This is a genomic window from Paenibacillus tundrae (assembly GCF_036884255.1).
Classification (GTDB): domain Bacteria; phylum Bacillota; class Bacilli; order Paenibacillales; family Paenibacillaceae; genus Paenibacillus.
This window is the reverse complement of sequence record NZ_CP145605.1, coordinates 3,984,461-4,007,474: the sequence shown is the minus strand read 5'-3', so window position 1 is coordinate 4,007,474 and position 23,014 is coordinate 3,984,461. Positions and strand designations below refer to the sequence as shown.

Here is a 23,014-nt window from a genome sequence, read left to right as displayed (position 1 = left end):
GATTTAAGTGCACATCAGGTGATATAGGTCACACCGTCATTGGATTGTTATTAAAAATGAAGTCCACACGTTCCGTAATTTGTTTTTGATCTGGCAGCAAGGGTTAATGGGAGATAAAACAATTAGGATCAAGAGAGGGGCGAGCCCGGATGTGGACTGCATTGATGTGGGGCGGCATCTCCGCCTCAGCGGTTGTGATCGGTGCACTTGCAGCATTATTTATGAAGATCCCGAAAAGAGTCATCGGCTGGATTATGGCCTTTGGGACGGGCACGCTGATCGGTGCGGCTACGTTTGAGCTTCTTGGAGACGCATTGAACGATGGAGGTATACTGCCAACGGCTATCGGTTTTACCGCAGGAGCCGTGGTGTATACCCTGTTTGATTTGCTTATCTCGGCCAAGGGTGGGTCAGATCGGAAACGTTCTAGCAAGAAAGATTCAAGTCAGCAAAGCGGACTCGGGATTTTCGCTGGTACGGTGATGGACGCGATTCCCGAATCAATCATGCTAGGTGCCAGTTTGCTGGCCGGCAACGGTGTCAGCGTGGTGCTGGTGGTATCTATTTTTGTCAGCAATATTCCTGAAGGATTATCCAGTACGGCAGGGTTGAAGAACAGCAAGTATAGCAAAGGCAAAATTCTATTGATGTGGTTCGGTGTATTACTAATCTCTGCACTTGCCGCTTTGGGCGGGTATCTGTTTCTGGAACAGCTTCCGAAGGAGATGGGTGCAGCAATCGGTGCTTTTGCTGGAGGAGGCATTATAGCCATGCTCTGCTCAACGATGATGCCTGAGGCTTTTGAAGAAGGAGGCCCTATTGTAGGGTTGATCGCATCGATGGGATTGCTTGTGTCCTTGCTGTTGGGTATATGATTCTGTACATGCTCAGTTTCCGTCAAACTCTAATACGTTAAATCAAGTAAAAAAAAGAGTATCCTCTCAGAATCATCTGAGTTTTGGATACTCTTTCTAATGTGTTAATCCAGATCAAAGCTAACGAGACGTTAGTGACCAGAGCAGCTTCCGCCGCAGCCACAAGCTTCTTTGCCCAGTTCTTTCGATTCAGGCAAGCGATTCAATTCAACAGACTTCGTAAAATAGTTGCTGATCTGCTGATGCAATTGACTGAACTCACGCTGTGCATAGATAAATCGACGAATGAGAGGGTTATCATACAGCGCGCGCTCTTCCTCTTCATACACCTTAATCTCGGAATCCAACAATTCGATATTTTGCCGTTCTTTCTCTTCCAATGCTTGATGTTTCTCCATAAAACGTTCATATTGAGTGGTCGCTTGTTCATCAGCGGCAAACTCATCAATCATGTCACGCATTTCTTTGTAGCCCTCATCCTGCAATAGAAGTGAGCATAGCTCTTGCATTTTGTGCATGATAAGCTGTTTATCTAATTTTACAACGGTATTTGTACTCATGTGGTCAACCTCCTGATCTTTTCTTAACTGTATAATGGAATACAACTGCATACTGTGACGTTACTCACATTCCATGTGAAATAGATTACTTGCTTGAATCGTAAATCTTCTATTATTCAGTGTATTAACTTCTCCTTGAGCTGTTCTAATTGAAGGATGAGAATGCAGTTTCCTGTAACCTGCAAGAGCCCTTGTGTCTGCATAACGGTAAGCTTACGACTAAGCGTCTCGGGGGTAATCCCGAGTAGCAGAGCCATATCTTTTTTGAAGACAGGCAGACGAATCTCATGCTGTGCATGATTCCGACTATGAAAATACAACAGCAGCTTGGCGATCTTCTGTTCAGTTGTGAGAGCGCTAAGAGAAATGTTCCATTCATCTGTATCACGCAGCAGCTCAGAGACGGCAAGTAGAAAATGATAAGCAAGCTTTGGATCATGTTCGAGCAATTGATCAAAGTCATGTTTGTTCATCGAGCAGATGGAAGAGGACTCCAGAACTTCAGCATTTGCAGGATGTGGTTTCTGGTGAAGCAAGGCATCTTGTCCGAAGAAATCTCCGGGAAAAAGGAAACGAACAATATGCTCTTTGCCATTCTCCGTGTATTTAGATAGCTTCACACACCCCTGATGAACCACATAAAGCGTATCTGAACGATCACCTTCCTGGACAATATAATCCCCTTTGTTATATTGCCGAGAGTGAAGGAGAGAGAGCAGCAATTCGGAATCTGCCGGTTCAAGATGTTGGAACAGGGATACTTTGGAGAAACAGGCATCCTGATCTTCGTGTGCACATATCATTTTGTGAAACACCTCAATTGGTTTAGTTAGAATGGGTGCGGAATTATCTTGTTTCAGTGTGTCATCGCTGGTCCACCATGGTCTGTACCGTCCTTCGTCACACGGAGAACCCCAGAAGCCCCTTTGGCAACATGGTTGAATTGGTGCGTTACAATAGGATAATCGCCTTCTTCATTTACAGTAAATTCGACGACAGCACCTCCGCTGGCAGGTAGCATAACGGTCTGTATGCCGTATTGAATATTGCGTGGATTGCCGTCTGTGTAGACACGATCCATCATGGTACCGACAATATGGAAGGATGAGACTTCGTTTGGCCCAACATTGCTTACATAGATTCGAACTGTATCACCAACTTGGGCTAGTAAGGGCTGTTCTTTTAACCCGTAGTCATTGCCATTAAAAACAACATAGTTAGGTTCCGCATTCATAAAAGCATCATAGTCGTGTTCTTTGTACCACTCGCTCTGAACCAGGGTATATTCCCGATCTACCAGATGATCAGAAGGATATCCCGCCTTCGGTTCAACAATAATCATGCCATACATGCCGTTCGCAATATGAGCGAGAACCGGTTGCGTTCCACAGTGATACATGAATACACCAGGGGAGGATGTAGGATATGTGAATGTTCCTGCCTCACCGGGCATTACATCGATAAATTTGCTGCTCGGAGCAGCATGCACGGCATGAAAATCCATGGAATGAGGCATACTGGCATCTTTATTTTTCAATGTGAAAATCAATGTATCTCCTTCGGTTACTCGTAGGACGGGACCAGGCACGGTTCCATTGAATGTCCAGGCATTGTACATAACGCCTTTGGAAATTTCGATATCGGTGACTTGAGCAGTCATCTCAATGTATACGTTCGTCCCTTCGCGCCGAATGACTGGATCGACAGGTTCTTGACTGATTCGAGTTGTCGTTTCTACAGCGTGATGATCAGGCTTGACGGAGTCTGAACTACAGTGGGCGAGAGTAGCTGTGAAAATGACAAATACCAACGACAATTTCATTACATGGAGTATAGAGAACATGGGAACACGACCTTATCTTAGGGGGTGTCTCAAAACGCTCTGAAGTGCATCTTTCACCACCTTTTCACCCCCTGCCGCGTCAGTTCTCCTTGACGTGCCTCGGCACGCCTGCAGGAACCTTCCTTGCTTGGAACAAAAATTCGGCGAAATCTGCGTCCTTCGGAGTTCTCAGACGCATCCTAGTGATTTAATTCACAAAAATTGAAGTATTATCTTTCTTTTATATATAGATTACATAAATGCAATCAGGAGGGGTGTGATACGAAACACACTTGAGTCATAGAAAGAGAAAAAGTTGAAATAGAAGAGGGCGTTTCTTGTACTACGTAGCTGAGTTACATATAATTTAGAATGAGAATTGGTGAAAGGTGGAAGTGGAATGAAACGTTTCGAAGATGAAGGTGCATATAAGTACAATTTTTATTATCTACTTCATCGGGGGAAGCAGATCGACGTTAAATGTAAGGAATGTGGTGGGCATGCGGTTATTTCTAAGTCTGATGATCGGTTGGTGTGGGCGTGTTCCAATTGTTATGCTCAAGGTGCGGAAGAACCAAACTATCGTTGTGATGCCAAGGGAAGTTGTGTCTTATGTGAACGATGGTTCAATGTGCAAGTCACGGATGAGAAAAGAACACCTCATCAATCAGCGCATGTGGAATGCCCACATTGTGGTAAAGTCAATCAAGCTCTGTTGTATCGTCGAGAGACACATCGAGGGTATTATCCAGAAATTCGGGAAGGGCGAGAATCGATCTTTGGTATGGAGCTGTACTTTCTCGATCAGGTAAGAGGCAAGCACGTCTGGGCAGTCAATCGCGAGCATTTGAATTATCTCATTGCTTATATCTCTGCAGATTTGCGAGTGAAACCTGCCAATTCACCTATGAAAACGGCCTCGCATGCGATCCCTGCTTATATGAAAAATGCTAAGAATCGAGAGCAGGTTGTTCGAACACTAACGAAGCTGCAGTATAAAACAGGATAACTTGCAAGAGATATTGTGTTGGAGGTTTACTAATGAAAAAAAGAGTATCACTGTCTATTTTTGCTATGTTATGTATTCCAGCATTTTTTATCATGCAAAGTTATGGTGTTTTTCAGAAAGAGAAAGTGTTGTCAGATTATGCCTTAGCTATTGAAGTGAACGGCAAATCTTATGCGACTTGGCCACTAATTAATGGTTATGCTGCGATGGACAAAGCTGAGGAGAACCGTCAATTTTACTATCGTATTGATGCAAGTGGTCTTCAAAATTTGTTTCAATTAGCCTACCAAGAATATGAGATTGAGCCGAATGATACAAACCCTTATTTGGCGGGACAAATAAACTATTCATCTGACGCAATGAATTATGTCAATGAAGAGCAGCAATATCTCAATGCCAATGACTTCATACCTATAGTGAAGGTGTTCAATCACGATGGTCAACTGATCTATACATATGAAAAAACAGGCAAAGGCGATGGAAGGTTGGTTCAGTCCATTATTCATCAAGGCATGACCCGATCGAACGGCAATGGAAGCAGTAAGGCAGCCCGTGACCCGTATCTTAATATAACGGCATTGTTCCGGGATCAACTTCATATTGATATTCAATTAACCGTGGATGAGGAACGTAAGATTGTTTCCATTCGAATGAATAAACCGGAGGCGAGATCATGAATGAATTAGGAGTACAACAAGGGCCAGCCTATCTCGAAGGGTTGGTACAGACATTGAAGAAGGAACAAGCTCATGAAGTAGAATGGAATGGAAAAGTACAAACGCCAGATGGTCACGACAAGTTCCATATTTTTTATTATGGTGACTTGATCGATGATGATCTGATAAGTTGGCATGATTCGACACCATTACTTGTATATGTAGAGCATACTGTAACTGGAGAACGTTATCTGTTATTTGATGCTGCCAAACATGGATATGATGCCATGCTATGTGAGACGTATGCTGAGGATAAGCTTAAAAATAGGCCTTTGCGTCCTTATCTGGACGTAGAAGGAGAGGATATTTTTGAAGTGTACTTAACCGCCTACTACAATGTTCCATATGATGATGAGTTTGGGGAAGATGTTCATGAAGATGGAACCTATGAACTGATTACGGGAGAACGCATGAATTTTGAGTTAGTCAAGCGTAATGGATATGATGCGTTTGCCATTCAAATTACTAACCGCAAAGGGGTCTCAACGGAGATTGTTCAAGAAGAATTGGCCTAGAATGTTATAACGTAAATAGCATGATCTGATGATAGGGAGATGTATCATATGTACATTGTATCTCAAGCAATGAAGCCTGTATCTGCTGAAGAACTGAATCATTTCGAAGAACAACATAACATCTCATTACCTTCATCCTATCGCAGATGGCTTGAGCAATATGGAGAGGGTACTTACACCGGCTGGATGAATATACAGCGGCCCGATCAAGACGTGCTAGCTCCTTTTGTTGAATATGACTTCTGGATTCATACAGAAGAGACACCAATAAGTCAGCGCCAACTGCAGGAATGCGTTAGTATCGGAAGTTCAGTGGATGGAGATTTCTTGGCAGTTCACCCTCAGGTCGAGGGATTGCTTTGGCTTCCGCGTCATGATGAACATATCACGTTGTGGGCTTGTGAGGGTGATGGTGCAGAAATAAGTGAGCTGTTGGATCGTATATACTGTGGTTATTATCAACAAGACAAGCCATTAACCCCGCATTATTTTGAACCATGGAATGAATTACGGCACCATACATTTTATCATCTTGAGGATGGTGAGCAAGGTAAGTCCTTATTGGAATTGGCGCAATGCTGTAAAAAGGAGTTCAAATGGGATGCTGTAGTGGAGAATGAGCATAGATGTATATTATTTATGGCATCTATTGGTGGTTATCTGCGCTTTAATTATGCCTATGGCAGAGAAGTCGCCATGTTCTATGAAGAAACAGGTGAGTCAGAGGGTAGAGACCATGACCTGCATTTGTTCTTAATCGCACATCATTGTCGCCCTATACATATAGGCGGAGTGGAGGAATGATCATTTGAGTTGGTTAGATGAGAAGATTGCACAACAGTGGCGTCAAGAAGGTAGACGGTATGCACAACTTGTAAATGAATTTGTACGCAAAAGTATGGCTGGTGAAAATCCGGATGAATCTGCGCTTGAGAATGATGATCGAGCCAGTCTTAGTGCTGAAGTCTGGGAGATGGTAAAACAGGCTAATGCGCAAGGGGATGTGCTACGTCTACGATCTGAATTACCTCCTGCTTCATGGCCGATGGGTGAACAATTTCAGTCTGTGATGCAGGCCGTGCAAGTTGTTGGATTTATTGCGCAAGATGGCGTTGTATTTAATATTGGGGCTCATACGCAGAACGGCGTCGTATACACCGCGGATTCACAAGGACTAGTTGCATCTCCTCATTATCATTTTGCGGGATGCTCCCCGAATGGCATGGATTATGCATTAGCAGATGAAGCTGTTATTCGAATCATTCGAAGCCCTGATCGTCAGCTACAAGGCCGAGAGCTTGCTATGTATCGTTGGGAAGATATTCAGTCTAGCCTTCATAACACGCTGCCTCAGATCGAGTCGCTGGCAGATTGCGAATATCCTGAACGTTCACTTATAGAGCTAATTCCATTCAACGAAGGACAATCTCTTCTTATTTTGTCCACATATGGTGTTCACCTCATCGAACAATCTCAAGTATCCTTGCTGCACCCTGATCCGTCGGAGATTCAAGAATATGAATTGGAAGATACTCAAATCGACATGGGTCATGCGGCAGTTTCAGAGAATGGTCGCTGGATTGCCTTTGGCAGTCAGGTAAGTAACCACATGCTCCTGGATCGACAACAGAATCATACGTATTCGTTATATCCGGAAATGAGTTACCCGCATCATGCTATCTTCACTAAAGATAACCGTAACGTTTGGTTTAATGCATGTCACTTTTATAACGGTGCTACGATCCAGGTTAAACTAGACGAGGTGGAGGTCAATGAGAAGAAAGAAGATTGGCCTATTGTGGATGAAAATGCGCGTGTGTATGCCTCTGCGGAGACTCACCAAGGCATTGTGATTGGAGATGCATATGGTTATCTGCGCTGTGTGGATAATCAGGGACAGGAAGTATGGCGTCATTTTGTAGGTGGTACGATCTCGTCCATCGTGGTATCGCCTGATCAATCCAAGCTTGCAGTAGGTACATACAGTGGCATGCTGCATATCCTTGATTTAACTTCAGAAGCAATGGACGATTACGGCATTGGCACAGGCACGATTCGTGAACTCGAGCGTTATGTGTTATGGCGAGGAGAAGAGCCGCTGCGCTGGTAGGACGAAGAAGGAGGACTTCTGTTGAAATTAGACGTACAATCTAGGATCGACGGGTTAATGGATGCTTTGCATCAATTGTTAGATGTTAAAGTGGTGGATGAAGAGATTAAAGAATTGTACCAACAGTATAAACAGATCGATGGTGCCTCCAAGCAGAGTTTGGAGGCATTTGAAGCGGATTTTAATATTAAGTTTCCTGCGGATTTTCGTGCATTTTATGAACGTAAAAATGGCAGTGGTTACGGATTTCATATGTTGTATCCTGGAGATGCAGAGGAACAGCGGAGTATTCCGTTTTATCTAATGTCCTTGGATGAAATTCGTGAGACCAAACAATACTTTTGTGAAGTGGATGAAAAGTTGGAGGAATTTTACTCTGAGGAAGAGATTCGCGAGCTCGACCCTGAGATCAAACCATTTTTATTCCATAAACAATGGATACCCTTTGCAACGATGGCAGGTGGTTCACTGTACATCATGCTGGATTTTGATCCCACAGAGAAGGGCAAGTACGGGCAGATTATTATGTACGTGCATGATCCGGATTTTGTATATTATCTTCACGAATCATTCGAAGAACTGCTTGAAGCTTCCAATCGCAATCTCAATGTGAAGGATGAAATTGATTATTGAGGAACGAAGACAGGAACTGCATCGTGTAGCAGCCCCTGTCTGTGAGCGATCGGTTATTTTACCACTGGAAGAAGCGGTGACCGTGAAATCCTCCGCCCGATCCTCCACCATGAGGACCCCCTGGGTAGCCACCGCCTGGTCCTCCACCGTGAGGGCCTCCTGGGTAGCCACCGCCTGGTCCTCCACCGTGAGGGCCTCCTGGGTAGCCGCCGCCTGGTCCTCCACCGTGAGGACCACCCGGATAGCCGCCACCTGGATAACCACCGTGCCACCATGGACCGCCTCCGATTGGATAAGGGAGCGGAATGGGGAAGAAGGGTGGGTACGGATAAGGATATGGATAAGGTGGCGGCGGAGTTGGTGGATAATAAGGATAAGGATAGCCTGTAGGTGCAGGGTACTGAACAGAGCGTGGATCGTATGCCATGTTTTGTGCCTCCCAATACTCAAATGATGATATCAGCCTATGCCTGAATGCATGCTCATGACACTAAATGAATTTCAGTACGAGCAAAAAAATGGAGGAGGAATTGAATGACAACGGTATCCCTATATACCGATCCAAGAGAAACTACATATGATCAAATCATTGATGAATTAATAGAGAAGACCGATCGCTTCTTGATCGTAGATCGAGGGTACGCAATAGATGATCCTCCTAAACGGGTTGCTCAAGTTTTAGAACAATTGGAGCCCTATCTGATCGAAGTTTTCACAATGGATGAGGCCATGGTAAGAGAGCGTTTCATGCACAATAATAAGATAGATAGTCATGCGATGTACTCCAGCGGCAGTTATTACATATATTCATGCACCCCAGAGTCTGGGCAGGTGCTTAAGCAAGAGGCTACTCGATTTGGAGATTGGTTGTATCCGTCATTACCTGATGATCTCTGTTTTCTTAAAGAAGATGGCAGCGATTACTTTTATACCGTAGCACATGAAGGAATGTATGGCATGGGAATTACGGAGGAAGAAGCGAGCGAGTTAATGGAGCGCATTCCCGGCTTATTTTTCAAATTACAAAGGCATGAGCAGTTTGATTGCTTCCTAAATGACGCCATTCAACACCAGACGGATCGTCTAAATATTACCGGCTATCTGTTATCCGAAATTCCAGATCGCATTCGTGAACTCACGCAATTGAAGGAACTCGAAGTTTTTGAACAACATGTGAGTGAGCTGCCCCCGGCTTTCTTCGAACTGAGCGCACTAGAGAAATTAACCATTATGACGGCAGATCTGAAGGGCATCCCGCATGAAATTGGAAAGCTTACTCAGCTCAAGGAGCTTACCATTTATGGTGGCAGTGCATTTCATGTCGAACCTGGATGGAAGCCCAAGCCTAAGCATGAAATGGAGCTAAGTCATTTACCTGCTGAGATTGGTAATCTGAGAGAGTTAGTGAGTTTGAGCATAGGTTATTCAGGTATTCGGGAGCTGCCTCCAGAGCTTGAGAATCTCAAGAAGCTGAAGTGGCTAAATATCACCAATAGTCTAATTGAAGGAACCCCTGACATCGTGTCTCGGATGCACTGGTTAGAACATGTGAGCTTGAGTGGACATTCTCTTGGTCTGAGTGAAGAAGCTCTGCTGACTGAAGAAGAAATAGAGTAACATAACTACCCTCTGATAGACGTGTTCTATTCAGAGGGTTTTGTCGTTTCTATTCAACGTTCAGAATTGGGCTCACGAATATAGGCTGATGACATAAGCTGGCGTATAGGTTTTCACCTAACCGTAGAATGAAGGGCAGGCGTTAAATGTTGGCAACCTCGAATATGGATTACACGTCACCGAATACTGAATTCACCTATGATGTGAACCGAAATTTACTATTTAAGAAAGACGAACAAAATTATATTAATTCCCTCTCCATTCAACAGTTAAATACCCTCGGCAATACCTCATTGTTAGATATTTTTCTCAGTACGGGCAACGTGGTAGAGCCTCATGTTCATCAGAATGCAACTGAACTGGTCTATTGTATTCGCGGGGCAGCCGTTGTCTCCCTAATCAATCCATTTACGAACGAATTGTTGAATTTTCCGATTACTCCCGGTCAAGTGGCGAATGTACCGCAAGGCTGGTGGCACTACGAAATTGCGACTGTAGATGATACACACTTACTGGCGATTTTTGATGCACCTGTGCCTGAAGCTATATTTGGTTCAGATATTTTACGCCTCACACCTCCGAGTATACTTGCTCATACGTATTGTCTTGATGAGGCACAAGTCCAGGCAACCTTGGCTCCAATCCAGAAGACCGTATTTATTGGCCCACCCGCAGATTGCGTAGCAGATGTCTCTACCCCTTCCAACCCTGTATGCCAGCCGAACAACCAACCGAACAACCAACCAAACAACCCGCCCCACGTAAATGTCCAGCCTTATGTCCAGTTACAGACTTCTCCTCAGGGAGAGCATTCGTACGGAGATGCTGTGAACCCAGCGTATGAACATCTGCCCCATGCGTCTTATATGTTGCCGACTTCGAACTATACGCCATATACGATGCAACGGCAGTTGATCGGTAACGGTTGGAGGTACTGATCACATCGTTTTGATAAAAAACTGAGAATTTTGTCACAGATTTAGCTCTTCATTTGTCTTCAGGTTGTACACCAATTTACGGAGGCGAATGACATGAAATTAAGATTGAACTATAGAAAAGCGAACCCAAGTGCGTATAAAGCGATGATGGCACTTGAACAGTATGTATCTGGTCAAATAGAGGACAAGGTTTTATACGAGTTGCTGAAAATCCGGGTATCTCAAATGAATGGTTGTTCCTTTTGCCTAGATATGCACGCTAAAGATCTGTTGAAATTGGGGGATTATGCAGATCATATTCTGCTGTTAAGTGTATGGCGCGAAGTGCCTTTGTTTACAGAAAAAGAACGTGTTATGCTGGAGCTTGCTGAAACGGTGACTGAGATTTCACATCAAGGTGTGCCAACAGAGCTGATTAATAAAGTCCGAGAACACTTCAGTGAAGCAGAACTAGTGGATCTGATCATGGCAATTAATACAATCAATAGCTGGAACCGAATTGCAATTACAACTGGAATGTACCCAGGATGTTTTAATTAAACCAATATTCGATTAGTTCCGAAACCATCTGCCAGAGGAGGCCGTTCATATGAATTCCAGTCCACTCCCCAATGAACCAGAAGTGTCTTCTCTGGAAGTTGGTGAACTGTATGCACGTTACAAATCTTATGCATTCGCAGTCGCGTATCGTATGCTTGGCAGTGTTGTTGAGGCCGAAGACATTGTGCAGGATTGTTTCACTGGCCTTCAAAGTCAGCCTTCCGCGGTAATTCATAATCCGAAGTCGTATATTGCCAAACTCGTGGTAAACCGGAGCTTAAATGTATTGAATTCTGCCCGCAATCAACGCGAAAGTTATATTGGAGAATGGTTGCCCGAACCACTTTCGGATCTGGGAACTGGCTTGGAAATGGCAGTGGAGCAGAAAGAGATGATCTCATACGCATACCTCGTCATGTTAGAATGTCTTTCGCCAATAGAGCGTGCGGTTTTTGTACTTCGTGAGGCATTTCAATATGACTATCAGACCATTGCAGATTGGCTTGGTAAAAGTGAAAGCAACTGCCGTCAAATTTTCAGCCGTGCGAAGCGTAATTTACCACAGGATCGATCCTCTCTGGCACGAGCACAGACGACGAACAAGGCTCAAGAGCAGATGCTTGCACGTTTTACTGCCGCTTTTCTCAATTATGATGTTCAAGCAATGATGGAAATGCTCGCTGAAGAGCCTGTGTTTACTGCGGATGGCGGTGGACGTGTGCATACAGTCATGAGATCGATGAAAGTTTACAAAGGCGTATTGGCACTGCTCACCTCGCGCAGAGTGCTAACTCGTTTACGGTCACGACAATGGTTTCCCACACGAATAAATGGAGAGCTACAGTTAGCTTTACTGGACGATGGACAAATAACAGAGGTTCTGTGTCTGGAGCTTGACTCGTCTGGAGAACGGATTAGAGGAGTTTACCTAATGGTGAATCCGGATAAACTGCGGTCGATTGTTGTGAAGGGGCATGAAATATAGCATTATAGCATATTGCCTTGGAAAGTTTGTGTGTGAATTTGAAGAAAGCGGCAACTCACCCATTTGAATTGGGTTGGAGTCTATGCCGCTTTTTTTTACATCAAACCGTGTGTAGTTACTCTGGAGAATATCGATCTAGGATGGATTCTATCGTAGCATGGATGTCAGGCGTAAGCCTATCATTTGTTTGTTCCAGAAGGGCTAACACCCGCTCTAAACTATCGAGTATTTCGCTTTTTGTGTTAGGTTCCCTTTTCGCTAATGCTTTCTCATATGCCTGTTTCACTTCAGGGATCAATGTGCGGATCTCATCCTCCGTGAACCAGTCGTATGCCAGTGTATTATCACTTCCATAAAATAAAAAATGTACATACAAATATAACAAATTCTCAACCGTTGTCGTGCGGCTGGATTGTGGGTATGCATTCAAAAAGGTCTCCATGGCTAATGTGCGCTGGATCAGTTCGCCCCAAGGGATGATGAGGGCAGCATCTGAGGTCGAAGCCTGATTCGATTCAGTAGCCATGATATCAATATACGCAGCGATGTCGGGAGCCAAGTAAGGTTGGAGTCTTTTGTAACCTTCATAATTAATAATCGGATAATACATGCCCTCACTAGTTTCCAATTTGTAACCGAGATCAGAAGCTTCCTGTAATAATTTACGGGTCGCTGGGTCTTTGATCTCTTTGAGCAAGCTGCTGTAAGTTAGTTTCTTATCATATCCTATATTTTCATGTGCTTCTGAGATAATCGTTTGTACAGGGTCAGCATATATTTTTTCGTCGATTTCGGCTAATTTAATGTTCTGAACTGATTCCAATTGCATCGTCATCAAGGTAGCCTGCCTTGTATTCACCTCATGTACATGATTCAGCAGATATTTACGTGCCTGAATTAGACTGGCTGATGACTTTACAGCATTTTTCCAATACTTCTGGAACTGATGGTATACTGCTTTGGAATCTGGGACGGGTGCCGCCCATGCGGCTTGTGGAGTAGACAGTACTGCACCCACCGTGGTACATCCTAAAGTTAGCGCAAGAATACCCAGTTTAATTGAAGCGTTTAATTTCACTCTAATACCTCCCATGGTGAAAAAGTGTCAAATTAAATTACAAAGTTTTGGTGGTTGGAACCTTTGGCGAGAGCAAATAGTTTGAACGTTGTTAGGGTTTTCTTTGATTAAACCAGTTTTTGGTAAGTCAATCAAGTACTTCATCTTACATCTACATTCGTCGTTCTGAGAACAGAAAAAAGAGCAATCCTTGGACAACCTTAGGGGTTGAATGGACTGCTCTTTCACTAGATGTACTTTATTTATTTATTTATTTATTGGAGTGATGCGTTGTTACTACGAGGCATTTGTGGAGCCCCAGTTGCAGGTACATAAGCTTGAAGCATTTGCTGTGTATCGTTTGCGTTAAGTTGTGGCACTTGATAGTAACCACGTTGGTTCTGATACATAAAAATCTCATAAGCCATTTCAACAAATTGCTGTACCTGTGATGCAACTACACGTCGTACCGTTGGGTTAGTAATTTCAGAGGAAGACATCGCCAGCAATGAAGCATGAGATTTAATAAGACCTAACATGTGACTGCTAATTCCAGCATCTTTCACATCGGCTAGGGACTGATTGGGTTTCTTAGGTGCAGATGGCTTAAGTCCATACACAGGCGGAGTCATATTAGGAATCATGTAGGTTGCGGTCTCTTGGGAAGGTTTCTGTCCTGTAGCGAAGCATTCTGCGGTCAAGTTGTACTGTGACAACATAAAGTTGTATTGGCGATCCAATATATCGAGCAATTCGGTATCCAATACAAATGTTCTGAAGATCATGTATTGATCTAGAACGTTAATCGCACAGGTTAACACTTCATGCACATCAAACAATTCATGTCCGCCATGGTTCAATGTAGGGATAAACCCTGGGTTAGCATGATTTGTAGGATTGATTTGATTTTGATTCATGTGAATTTAATTCTCCTTTGGGAAATGGTATGATTCTATTATGTTTATTTCCAGCCAAATTATGTATTGTAGGAGGAATTATAATCATTGTTGGAAGAGTTCTAACATTTTAGTTGAATGTCAAGTGGAGGAAGATCATTGAGAGAACTGAACTACATCAAAATATTTATTTATCTAAGTATAGTTACTGTTGTGACGGTAGGTTTGCATTACGCTACTGCAGCTTGGCTTGATCAGAGATATTTTCGGTTTTTAATCTGGAATCTATTTTTGGGTTGGATTCCGTTTATCTTCTCCTATGTAGCATATGTATTCAGCTATGTGAAATGGAAAGGTGCGACCTGGCTTGCCATTGTAAGTGGTCTATTATGGCTGTTATTTTTCCCGAATTCATCCTATATCGTAACAGATCTCGTTCACCTGACGGCACGAAGCTCGCGATATTATGGTGGTAATGGTCTGAATTTCACGTATTGGTACGACTTAATTGTGGTGCTCATGTTTGTTTGGGTTGGACTGTTGCTTGGATTCCTCTCCATGTATCAGCTACAGGAAGTGATCTATAAGAGAGTCGGGCGGATGGCTTCTTGGATCTTTGTATTAGCGGGGTGTGCGTTGGGAAGCTATGGTGTACTCCTTGGACGAGTATACAGATTAAACAGTTGGGATGCGTTAACGAACCGTTCCACACTCATCGCATTGATGCAAGAGAGTGTAAGCCGTCCATCGCTAGCCTTCTGTATGTTCTTTGGCGTGTTTATTCTAACCATCTATGCAACACTGTATTATCTGATCAACACAAGAACTACACGAGTGAGTAGTTGAAGAATGAGATGAGGTTGGAGAGAGAAAAGAATGATTGGAGGAGGATGATAAGGTGACTAATATAACGGATGTAGCACGCAAGGTAGAGGAAGTCATGGAGGAAAAAGATTTTTCCGGTGTAGTGTTGTTACAGCAAAACGGGAAAACAATCTTCTCTAAGGCTCGCGGATATGCCAATCGTAGCGAACAGATCTCGAATATAAGTGATACCCGATTCGGAATTGCCTCGGGATGTAAAGTTTTCACGGCGGTAAGTATATGTCAATTGATCGAGCAGGGGAAATTCTCGTACGAGAGCCGTCTAGTAGATGTGCTTAACATTGAATTTCCTTTGTGGGACAAAGACATCTCAGTGCATCAGTTATTAACGCATACTGCGGGTATCCCTGATTATTTTGATGAAGAAGTCATGGAGGATTTCGCGGAGCTATGGCAGGAACGGCCGGTCTATATGATGCAACAATTACGTGACTTTTTGCCAATGTTCCAGAACTTAGCGATGAAATCTGCACCGGGCGAACGCTTCCACTATAATAATGCCGGTTATATTGTGTTAGGACTCATTGTTGAACAACAATCTGGACAATCCTTCACTGAATATGTGGAGTCACATATTTTCAAACCAAGCGGTATGAAGGATTCTGGTTATTTTCGGACAGATCAGTTACCTCCTAACACGGCCATTGGTTATGTTGATCAGGAAGACGGTACGTGGAACACAAATATCTTCTCAATCCCTGTTCAAGGTGGGTCTGACGGCGGTGCTTATGTTACAGCGCAGGATATGATTCATTTCTGGCATGCGTTGTTAGGATACAAGTTATTAACGGAAGAGAATACGCGGAAACTCCTCATTCCGTACTCGCATCAAGAGGATGAAGAATATTACGGACGTGGAATCTGGATTGACCAGAAAGGGGAGGACATCTTCAAGTATCATGTCATGGGATTCGATCCCGGGGTGTCATTCATGTCTTCTGTGTACCCAGCACAAGGCATTCAACTCGTTGTATTATCAAATCAGGAGTGGGGGCCATACCCCGTCACGCTGGCTATTGAAGAATCACTTTTAGTTTGATGGAGAGCATAATAGGAGTAGAAATCATTTCGTTCTAAAACGTATATATATATCATCCTTAGCAGAAGAGCCCTCAACCCAGTAGGTCATTCCTAACGAGATTGAGGGTTCTTTGTATTTATATGATAAGTAAGACTTGAAACAGTCTCTTATAGATAACGCAACAATTGAGGAGCAATCAACCTTGGGAACACATCCAAAGGAGGCTTCTCTTTTTTGCGTTTATCGTTGGTCAGCACTACAACCAGTTCAAGCGCTGGCACGATATATACGAATTGACCGCCAAATCCACGAGCGTAATAGTAGTTGAACGACGGTAACGCAAAGTCTGAAGCAGCCGTGGTTGTTGTAGATTGTATGCCTGTAGGATGCTCATCCTCTATTAAAGGAGAAGACTCTGCCAAACAGGTATCCACCCACCAATGCCAAGCATAATATCCGTGATTAGGAGGAGTCACCGCGATTGCAGGGGTAGTGGATCGTTCCACGAGATCTTGCGTAATTAATGCTTCTCCTTTCCACTGACCTTTCTGCAGGAACAATTGACCGAACTTAAGTAAATCCGCGGGAAGCATTTTAAGACCGAATCCACCGGTGTGCACACCTTGAGGGTCACTCTCCCACTCATAGTCAGTAATCTCCAGTGGGTCAAATAAATAACGTTCTGCAAATGTATTAACGCTCATACCGGTTTGCTGCATCAGAATCGCTGATAAGATCTGGGATACGCCAGAATTATATTCCATGTGTGTGCCTGGTGTATGGCTTAAGGTTTGTTCCAATGCAAAATGAACCCAATGATCCGTTCGTGTCATACGTGGAAACGAATTCTGTCCTCCGAACTCATCCCAGTTGAACCCAGCGGTCATCGTTAATAATTGTTCAAGCGTGATCTGTGGTTTTCTGGCATCTGCATCAGTCTGAACTTCTGGGAAGAAGAACGAGAGCGGGGTTGATGCATCCGGAATCTTACCCTGATCCATCGCCATGCAGACAAGTGCGGAGAGCACACTCTTCGTGCATGAATTAATTTTGGCTATACGCGTCTTGGCTTCTTCGTCACGATAATGCTGATAGATCAATTCTCCCTGTACACTGACGAGACAGCTTCTCAGGTCTAGTGCGGGAATGATTGAATGTAACATGTCATGTATAGATGAAAGATTCATAGTGTCCTCTCTATCGCTTGGTTTTAGTCATAATCAATGATATCGAATAGGAATGTCCATTATCTTAGCATAGGATTGAAGCGAAGCTCAATAAGGAGAGCCTTTTTAACGCATAGCATCACTAGATTAAACTTCAGCTAATCCCCCACGAATCAATGCTCCGCCATCCTCAGGCATGATCATCAACCTGGACTGGAGACTGATTTCAATTCTCCTTCTTATTGTTACACTGGAAAATAACTACAAATGGAACGAGGTGGTTCAGCGAATAAACGTAGTAGTTACATATCATGCTCCGTACGAGTATCTAAGTGAAATCAGGCAAAGGAGAAATGAACAATCATGCTAGCACGGATGCTGCAAAATGAATTTAGGCGAAAAAAAGGAATTACGCTGACTTTATTTATTTTTGTTCTATTGGCGGCCATATTAGTCGCTTCCGGCACCCGAATGATCATCGAGTTAACCCATTCAATTGAACATCTATTTACGCAATCCAAAACTCCGCATGTGGTGCAGATGCATTCAGGGGAATTGGACAGGTACAAAGTTAATGAGTGGACGCAAGAAAATGAACTCGTGGATCAATATCAGATTGTAGACATGATTAATGTCGATGGTTCCCATGTTTACTTTGGAGCGGAGTCCGAGAAGGGCAGCATTATGGATATGGACTTTGTTGTTCAAAATAAGGACTTTGATTATTTACTTAATATGAACAATGAAAGGGTTCAGGTGAATGACGGGGAGATTGCCGTCCCGGTGTATTACCTACAGGAGAAACAGCTACAACTTGGAGACCATGTCGTTATTCAAGACGGTACGTTCAACCGATCCTTCCGAATAATAGATTTTGTTCGAGATGCACAGATGAATCCGTCGATTATTCATTCCAAACGGTTTGTGATTAGTACTCATGACTTTCAAAAACTTCAACAAAGTACAGGAGAGACGGAGTATCTCATTGAATTCCGACTTCTAGATCCGAGTAAAACGAACGAATTCATTCAAACTTATCAACATGCAGGTCTACCCAATTCAGGGCCACTAGTCACCTATAGTTTGTTTCAATTGCTGAATGCACTGACAGACGGGGTTGTTGCAGCGGTAATTATCATGGTCAGTTTAATTCTGATTGTGATCGCAGTCTGTTGTATACGTTTCACGATGCTGGCTACGATTGAAGAAGATTATCGGGAGATCAGTGTGATGAAAGCGATCGGCATATCTGGAGTTGATATTCGAACGTTATATTTAAGCAAATATGTCGTTATAGCGGGTCTGGCATGTATTGCGGGTTACCTATCCTCGATATTTGTGAATAGGCTGTTCACGTCCAATATCATGCTATACATGGGAATAGCTCCCACGACATGGTTAAATGAAGCAATTTCCTTATTCGCCGTCACTACTATTTTTGCGATTGTCCTAGGATGCTGCAGCATAGTACTCCGTCGTTTCAATCAGATCTCTGCAATCGAGGGGCTGCGGTCAGGAACCCTTGGTGATACGAATATTTCCAAAATGAAGCTAAATTTATCTACTAGCCGGTGGTCACATTCCGTTCCCATTTTCCTGGCGTTACAAGATGTGATTCAGCGTAAACGGATGTTCCGATTGATACTGCTGCTGTTTACAGTTAGCACAATCATCATTATTGTCCCTGTTAATTTCCTGAATACCTTGCGGGCTCCTAGCTTTATTTCATATATGGGTGTCGGTCAGAGTGACATTCGTATTGATCTGCGTTATTCCGAGGATGTAGAGGAACGATACGCCGAATTACTCAAGTACGTGCGGACGGACAACGATGTGCTGCAATATTCACCCCTTGTAACAAGCCAATTCAACGTACGTAACAATGAAGGAGGTTATGACTATTTAAGCGTCGAGACAGGAGACTTCAATATTTTCCCCTTGTCTTACCTGAGTGGCTCGGCTCCCAAAACTGATAATGAGATTGCGTTATCTGATACCAACAGTCTTGAGATGGACAAAAAGGTAGGCGATCCTCTTGTGCTTATGGTAGCAGGTCGGGAGAAAACCATGATTGTCAGCGGAGTATACCAGGATGTGACGAACGGCGGGAAGACTGCAAAAGCGCTACTGCCGTATGACAAGGATCGAGTGCTCTGGTACGTGGTTAGTTTAGATCTTAAGGATGCAAGTCAGATTACGGATAAGATTGCTTCGTATGAGAAAGCATTTGCACCCGCAAAGGTCACCGATTTACAGGGGTATTTACATCAAACACTTGGTGGCACCATTGATCAGTTGAAACGAGTGACGATAGCTGTACTTATTGTGTCCCTGTTGGTCTCCATTCTCATTACATCGTTATTCCTCAGAATGCTTGTGGCCAAGGATCACGGAGATATTGCCATCTTACGAAGCTTGGGCTTCGCTCTCTCTAACATAAAACTAAAATATGTCACGATTACACTCATCGTATTAAGCATCGGCGTACTTGCTGGAACGGTTCTAGCCAATACGCTTGGGCCATGGATCATCAGTGCCATTATGTCATCATTCGGAGCCTCCCATATTGAGTTTGTCATCAATCCATGGCAAGCGTACATCCTATGCCCGTTATTGTTGGCGAGTGCCATCACCATAGCTACTCTGCACAGTATTCAATCCATCCGAGAAGCTAGCATTGTCCAAATGATTGTTGAATAAGGAGAATGAATATGACAGTGATATTGGAAGCCAGACATGTGAATAAGTCGCATACGGTCCATCAACACGAGGAACACCAGATTCTAAAAGATATTAATCTGCAAGTAAGACAAGGTGAGTTTGTCACCATTATGGGTCCTTCGGGTTCTGGCAAATCTACACTACTATACAATATCAGCGGTATGGATCAGGTTAGTGAAGGAAGTGTTTATTTTGCAGGAGAGAAGATTTCTGCGTTACCTGAGAAGAAATTAGCGAAGCTGCGGTTGAATAAGATGGGTTTCATTTTCCAGCATAGTCATCTGTTGAAAAACTTGAACTTGCTCGACAATGTTGTGTTATCGGCGTATTTGGCTAAGAACAGCAGCAAAGAGGTTATCAGTGCACGAGCACTCAGATTAATGAAACAAATGGGTGTGGATGAGTTGGCCAGCCACAATATTACACAGGCTTCGGGAGGTCAACTGCAGCGTATCTCGATCTGTCGGGCGTTAATTAACAATCCGGATATTCTATTTGGGGATGAACCAACAGGAGCGCTGAACTCAAGGACAACTTCTGAGATCATGGATATCTTGGACGATATTAATGCTGCAGGAACAACGATCTTAATTGTGACTCATGACGTTAAGGTAGCAGCCAGATCAGAGAGAGTATTATTTATGTTGGATGGTAAACTCGTTGCTGAGCGTAATATGGGAAAATATGATAAGCAGCAGGATATCAAAGCAAGAGAAATGGCGTTGTCTGAGTGGCTCACGGAACAAGGGTTCTAAATGCACATAAACATGACTACAATAGACCGACAGTCGGTCTAATGAATTTGGAGGTTGGACATGTGAGGATCATTAAAAAACCAGAGGAGCGTCGGAATGAAATATTAGACGCAGCCGAGGCTTTATTTATTTCAAAAGGCTATACCCAAACAACGATCATTGATATTTTACAGGCAGTGAACATCGCCAAAGGTACGTTTTATCATTATTTTCAATCCAAAGAAGAGGTTATGAATGCCGTCGTGATGCGCTTTATCGCCGTTGGTGTAACCGCAGCGAAGCGAATAGCCGAGGACGATTCTTTGGATGCACATACGAAGATTTTTAACATTATTACAGCTCAAGGGCAGGATGTAGGCAACAAGGAACAATTCATCGAAGAATTACACCAAGTCTACAACGTAGAGATGCATCAGAAAAGTCTGATGGAAACGATTCTGCAGCTCAGTCCGATCTTGACAGAAGTGATTGAACAAGGCATTCGGGAAGGGGTGTTTCATACTCCGGCGCCAAGAGAAATGGTTGAGTTTTTGCTGGTCTCTTCACAGTTTTTATTGGATCGAGGGATATTTCAGTGGACAGAGGAGGAACTACAACGCAAAGTCGAAGCGTTTATGTATATTCTGGAATGCACACTTGGTGCGGAAAAAGGAAGTTTCTCGTATATCATCGAGAGATATTGCCCGAATGAATCAAATTAGCGGAGGGGTAGTCCTATGGAATCCACCGAACATCAATCCTTTGGTAAATTTCTAATTGTATGGTTTGGACAACTGATCTCGACAATTGGCATTGGTCTAACGGCATTTTCGCTTAGTGTGTACGCTTTTGAACAAACGAGTACAGCGACTGCCGTAGCTCTGATTACACTGTTTACCTTTTTACCAAATATCGTATTGCGTCCAATCGGAGGTGTGCTTGCGGATCGATATGATCGTCGTACGATGATGATGATTGGAGACTTAGGGTCTGCGATAGGGATACTCTTTGTTCTAACTATGATTCTGATAGGAAGTATTGAGCTGTGGCATATTTATGTTGGCGTTGCATTCAGTTCTGTATTCTCCGCTATTCAAAGTCCTGCTTATAAGGCTTCGGCTACCGATCTGTTGACGAAAGAGCAATTCTCCAGAGGCAGTGGTTTGTTACAGCTTGCTGAATCCTCCAAATTTTTGTTATCACCGATTATTGCAGGCATTTTACTTACCATCACTTCGATTGAAGTTATTTTAATCATTAATATGTTAACCTTCCTTGTAGCCATTCTGGCGGTACTTGTCATTCGGGGAAGCGCTAGAGTGGAGCGATTGGGTAGAGAGAAGAAGCCTTGGTTTACAGATCTTGTCGAAGGCTGGGTCGAAGTGACCACGAACAAGGGTATATTGCTGCTCGTCATTATTATTTCCATTGTAACGTTCTATCTCGGATTCTTGGAAACACTCATCGGTCCAATGATATTATCATTCTCAGATACAAAGACGCTAGGAATATTCCAATCCATTAGTGCAATCGGTATGCTGATTAGCAGCCTGTGTATTGGTATTTTTACAATGACGAGGAAATATGCCAGCGTATTAGTTATTGGCTTAGTTATGTCAGGTATTTCATTTTCCCTTATAGGGGTATCAACGAATCTTTACTTTATTATCTTTGCCGGATTCTTGTTTCTAGGTTCACTTCCTTTTGTGAATATGAGTGCTGATGTGCTGGTGCGTAATAACATTGCGAATGAAAAGCAGGGCAGAGTATGGGGCATTATCGGAATTCTATCGCAACTCGGATTTATCATTTCTTATAGTCTTGCGGGTTTCCTGGCAGATCATGTGTTCAACCCGTTGCTTATTGAAGGGGGAGCTCTTTCTTCGACCGTAGGTTCCATCATTGGCGTCGGTCCGGGCAGAGGCATTGCTTTGTTATTTATTGTTGGGGGAGTGTCTGTGGTCATTATGGCTGCTATCACTTCTCGCTTGAAGCCGATTAAGCTTCTAGAGCAAGGTATGGAGATGGTACCGGCAGAGCCAGTAGGTTTAATGCAGGATTGAAGACATCGTAGATGAATTAGTTAATTAGTTGTTTGCTCAAAAGGCATGCTGCTGGATTGGTTCAGTTGTAACCATTCAATCACTAGAGATAACGTGATAAACTTGTGAGAGAGAATATGGAAATTTTCACTTCGCTTGTAGGAGGTTACAC

24 protein-coding genes are annotated in these 23,014 nt (G+C 43.4%); 17 read left to right on the top strand and 7 right to left on the bottom strand.

The window, feature by feature from the left end; translation table 11 throughout:
* Nucleotides 1-149 precede the first annotated feature (149 nt).
* Complete coding sequence (locus V6W81_RS17915; RefSeq protein WP_145047366.1) at nucleotides 150-875, top strand: ZIP family metal transporter; 726 nt, start codon at nucleotides 150-152, stop codon at nucleotides 873-875.
* A 131-nt stretch (nucleotides 876-1,006) separates the two neighbouring features.
* Here the strand turns inward: V6W81_RS17915 and V6W81_RS17910 are convergent, their stop codons facing one another.
* From V6W81_RS17910 to V6W81_RS17900, 3 genes are all read right to left on the bottom strand, one after another.
* The gene (locus V6W81_RS17910) at nucleotides 1,007-1,435 is read right to left on the bottom strand and encodes a YlbF family regulator (protein WP_056689722.1); all 429 of its coding nucleotides are present in this window, start codon (nucleotides 1,433-1,435) and stop codon (nucleotides 1,007-1,009) included.
* Between the two features lie 116 nt (nucleotides 1,436-1,551).
* Nucleotides 1,552-2,238: a Crp/Fnr family transcriptional regulator gene (locus V6W81_RS17905; protein ID WP_338539959.1), complete on the bottom strand. Its 687-nt coding sequence runs from the start codon at nucleotides 2,236-2,238 to the stop codon at nucleotides 1,552-1,554.
* Nucleotides 2,239-2,291: 53 nt separating this feature from the next.
* Entirely contained in the window at nucleotides 2,292-3,278 is a 987-nt protein-coding gene (locus V6W81_RS17900; RefSeq protein WP_338539958.1) for a multicopper oxidase domain-containing protein, read from the bottom strand.
* Between the two features lie 379 nt (nucleotides 3,279-3,657).
* On the opposite strand from V6W81_RS17900, the gene V6W81_RS17895 reads away from it, so the two are divergent.
* The 6 genes from V6W81_RS17895 to V6W81_RS17870 are packed head-to-tail and all read left to right on the top strand — an operon-like array spanning nucleotide 3,658 to nucleotide 8,240.
* Nucleotides 3,658-4,266 carry a hypothetical protein gene (locus V6W81_RS17895; RefSeq protein ID WP_338539957.1) on the top strand — a complete coding sequence of 203 codons (609 nt, stop codon included), beginning with the start codon at nucleotides 3,658-3,660 and terminating at the stop codon, nucleotides 4,264-4,266.
* 32 nt (nucleotides 4,267-4,298) lie between these two features.
* Nucleotides 4,299-4,943 carry a hypothetical protein gene (locus V6W81_RS17890; protein WP_338539956.1) on the top strand — a complete coding sequence of 215 codons (645 nt, stop codon included), beginning with the start codon at nucleotides 4,299-4,301 and terminating at the stop codon, nucleotides 4,941-4,943.
* Nucleotides 4,940-5,497, top strand: coding sequence for a hypothetical protein (locus V6W81_RS17885; protein WP_338539955.1), 558 nt, complete (start codon nucleotides 4,940-4,942; stop codon nucleotides 5,495-5,497). Before V6W81_RS17890 ends, V6W81_RS17885 begins: the two co-directional genes overlap by 4 nt.
* Nucleotides 5,498-5,545: 48 nt before the next feature.
* A complete protein-coding gene (locus V6W81_RS17880) occupies nucleotides 5,546-6,301 on the top strand; it encodes an SMI1/KNR4 family protein (RefSeq protein ID WP_338539954.1) in 756 nt (251 codons plus the stop codon).
* A gap of 4 nt (nucleotides 6,302-6,305) precedes the next feature.
* Nucleotides 6,306-7,607: a hypothetical protein gene (locus V6W81_RS17875; RefSeq protein WP_145047350.1), complete on the top strand. Its 1,302-nt coding sequence runs from the start codon at nucleotides 6,306-6,308 to the stop codon at nucleotides 7,605-7,607.
* A gap of 21 nt (nucleotides 7,608-7,628) precedes the next feature.
* Complete coding sequence (locus tag V6W81_RS17870; RefSeq protein ID WP_338539953.1) at nucleotides 7,629-8,240, top strand: SMI1/KNR4 family protein; 612 nt, start codon at nucleotides 7,629-7,631, stop codon at nucleotides 8,238-8,240.
* A gap of 58 nt (nucleotides 8,241-8,298) precedes the next feature.
* Here V6W81_RS17870 and V6W81_RS17865 read toward each other — a convergent pair whose 3' ends face one another.
* Nucleotides 8,299-8,667, bottom strand: a complete 369-nt coding sequence (locus V6W81_RS17865; RefSeq protein WP_338539952.1) for a hypothetical protein — start codon at nucleotides 8,665-8,667, stop codon at nucleotides 8,299-8,301.
* A gap of 107 nt (nucleotides 8,668-8,774) precedes the next feature.
* Here V6W81_RS17865 and V6W81_RS17860 point away from each other — a divergent pair, with 107 nt between their 5' ends.
* The 4 genes from V6W81_RS17860 (at nucleotide 8,775) to V6W81_RS17845 (ending at nucleotide 12,320) form a co-directional block, all read left to right on the top strand.
* A complete protein-coding gene (locus V6W81_RS17860) occupies nucleotides 8,775-9,857 on the top strand; it encodes a leucine-rich repeat domain-containing protein (protein ID WP_338539951.1) in 1,083 nt (360 codons plus the stop codon).
* Nucleotides 9,858-10,006: 149 nt separating this feature from the next.
* Nucleotides 10,007-10,795 (top strand): cupin domain-containing protein, encoded by a 789-nt coding sequence (locus tag V6W81_RS17855; protein WP_338544025.1) that lies wholly within the window; start codon nucleotides 10,007-10,009, stop codon nucleotides 10,793-10,795.
* 93 nt (nucleotides 10,796-10,888) lie between these two features.
* A complete protein-coding gene (locus tag V6W81_RS17850; protein WP_145047346.1) occupies nucleotides 10,889-11,335 on the top strand; it encodes a carboxymuconolactone decarboxylase family protein in 447 nt (148 codons plus the stop codon).
* Between the two features lie 49 nt (nucleotides 11,336-11,384).
* The gene (locus V6W81_RS17845) at nucleotides 11,385-12,320 is read left to right on the top strand and encodes a sigma-70 family RNA polymerase sigma factor (protein ID WP_145047344.1); all 936 of its coding nucleotides are present in this window, start codon (nucleotides 11,385-11,387) and stop codon (nucleotides 12,318-12,320) included.
* A gap of 115 nt (nucleotides 12,321-12,435) precedes the next feature.
* Here the strand turns inward: V6W81_RS17845 and V6W81_RS17840 are convergent, their stop codons facing one another.
* Both V6W81_RS17840 and V6W81_RS17835 read right to left on the bottom strand, forming a co-directional pair.
* Nucleotides 12,436-13,398 carry a hypothetical protein gene (locus tag V6W81_RS17840; protein WP_338539950.1) on the bottom strand — a complete coding sequence of 321 codons (963 nt, stop codon included), beginning with the start codon at nucleotides 13,396-13,398 and terminating at the stop codon, nucleotides 12,436-12,438.
* Between the two features lie 254 nt (nucleotides 13,399-13,652).
* Nucleotides 13,653-14,294, bottom strand: a complete 642-nt coding sequence (locus tag V6W81_RS17835) for a spore coat protein (RefSeq protein WP_338539949.1) — start codon at nucleotides 14,292-14,294, stop codon at nucleotides 13,653-13,655.
* Between the two features lie 138 nt (nucleotides 14,295-14,432).
* Between V6W81_RS17835 and V6W81_RS17830 the strand changes: the two genes are divergently transcribed.
* On the top strand, nucleotides 14,433-15,119 hold the full coding sequence (locus V6W81_RS17830; RefSeq protein ID WP_338539948.1) for a DUF1361 domain-containing protein: 687 nt from the start codon (nucleotides 14,433-14,435) through the stop codon (nucleotides 15,117-15,119).
* A 52-nt stretch (nucleotides 15,120-15,171) separates the two neighbouring features.
* The gene (locus V6W81_RS17825) at nucleotides 15,172-16,197 is read left to right on the top strand and encodes a serine hydrolase domain-containing protein (RefSeq protein ID WP_338539947.1); all 1,026 of its coding nucleotides are present in this window, start codon (nucleotides 15,172-15,174) and stop codon (nucleotides 16,195-16,197) included.
* A 149-nt stretch (nucleotides 16,198-16,346) separates the two neighbouring features.
* On the opposite strand, the gene V6W81_RS17820 is transcribed toward V6W81_RS17825, so the two are convergent.
* Nucleotides 16,347-17,366 (bottom strand): serine hydrolase domain-containing protein, encoded by a 1,020-nt coding sequence (locus V6W81_RS17820; RefSeq protein WP_338539946.1) that lies wholly within the window; start codon nucleotides 17,364-17,366, stop codon nucleotides 16,347-16,349.
* 342 nt (nucleotides 17,367-17,708) lie between these two features.
* Here V6W81_RS17820 and V6W81_RS17815 point away from each other — a divergent pair, with 342 nt between their 5' ends.
* The 4 genes from V6W81_RS17815 to V6W81_RS17800 all read left to right on the top strand — a co-directional run bounded on the left by V6W81_RS17815 (nucleotide 17,709) and on the right by V6W81_RS17800 (nucleotide 22,863).
* Nucleotides 17,709-20,045 carry an ABC transporter permease gene (locus V6W81_RS17815; protein WP_338539945.1) on the top strand — a complete coding sequence of 779 codons (2,337 nt, stop codon included), beginning with the start codon at nucleotides 17,709-17,711 and terminating at the stop codon, nucleotides 20,043-20,045.
* An 11-nt stretch (nucleotides 20,046-20,056) separates the two neighbouring features.
* Nucleotides 20,057-20,821, top strand: a complete 765-nt coding sequence (locus V6W81_RS17810) for an ABC transporter ATP-binding protein (protein ID WP_338539944.1) — start codon at nucleotides 20,057-20,059, stop codon at nucleotides 20,819-20,821.
* Nucleotides 20,822-20,883: 62 nt separating this feature from the next.
* Nucleotides 20,884-21,522: a TetR/AcrR family transcriptional regulator gene (locus tag V6W81_RS17805; protein ID WP_338539943.1), complete on the top strand. Its 639-nt coding sequence runs from the start codon at nucleotides 20,884-20,886 to the stop codon at nucleotides 21,520-21,522.
* A 15-nt stretch (nucleotides 21,523-21,537) separates the two neighbouring features.
* The gene (locus V6W81_RS17800) at nucleotides 21,538-22,863 is read left to right on the top strand and encodes an MFS transporter (protein ID WP_338539942.1); all 1,326 of its coding nucleotides are present in this window, start codon (nucleotides 21,538-21,540) and stop codon (nucleotides 22,861-22,863) included.
* Nucleotides 22,864-23,014: the final 151 nt, after the last annotated feature.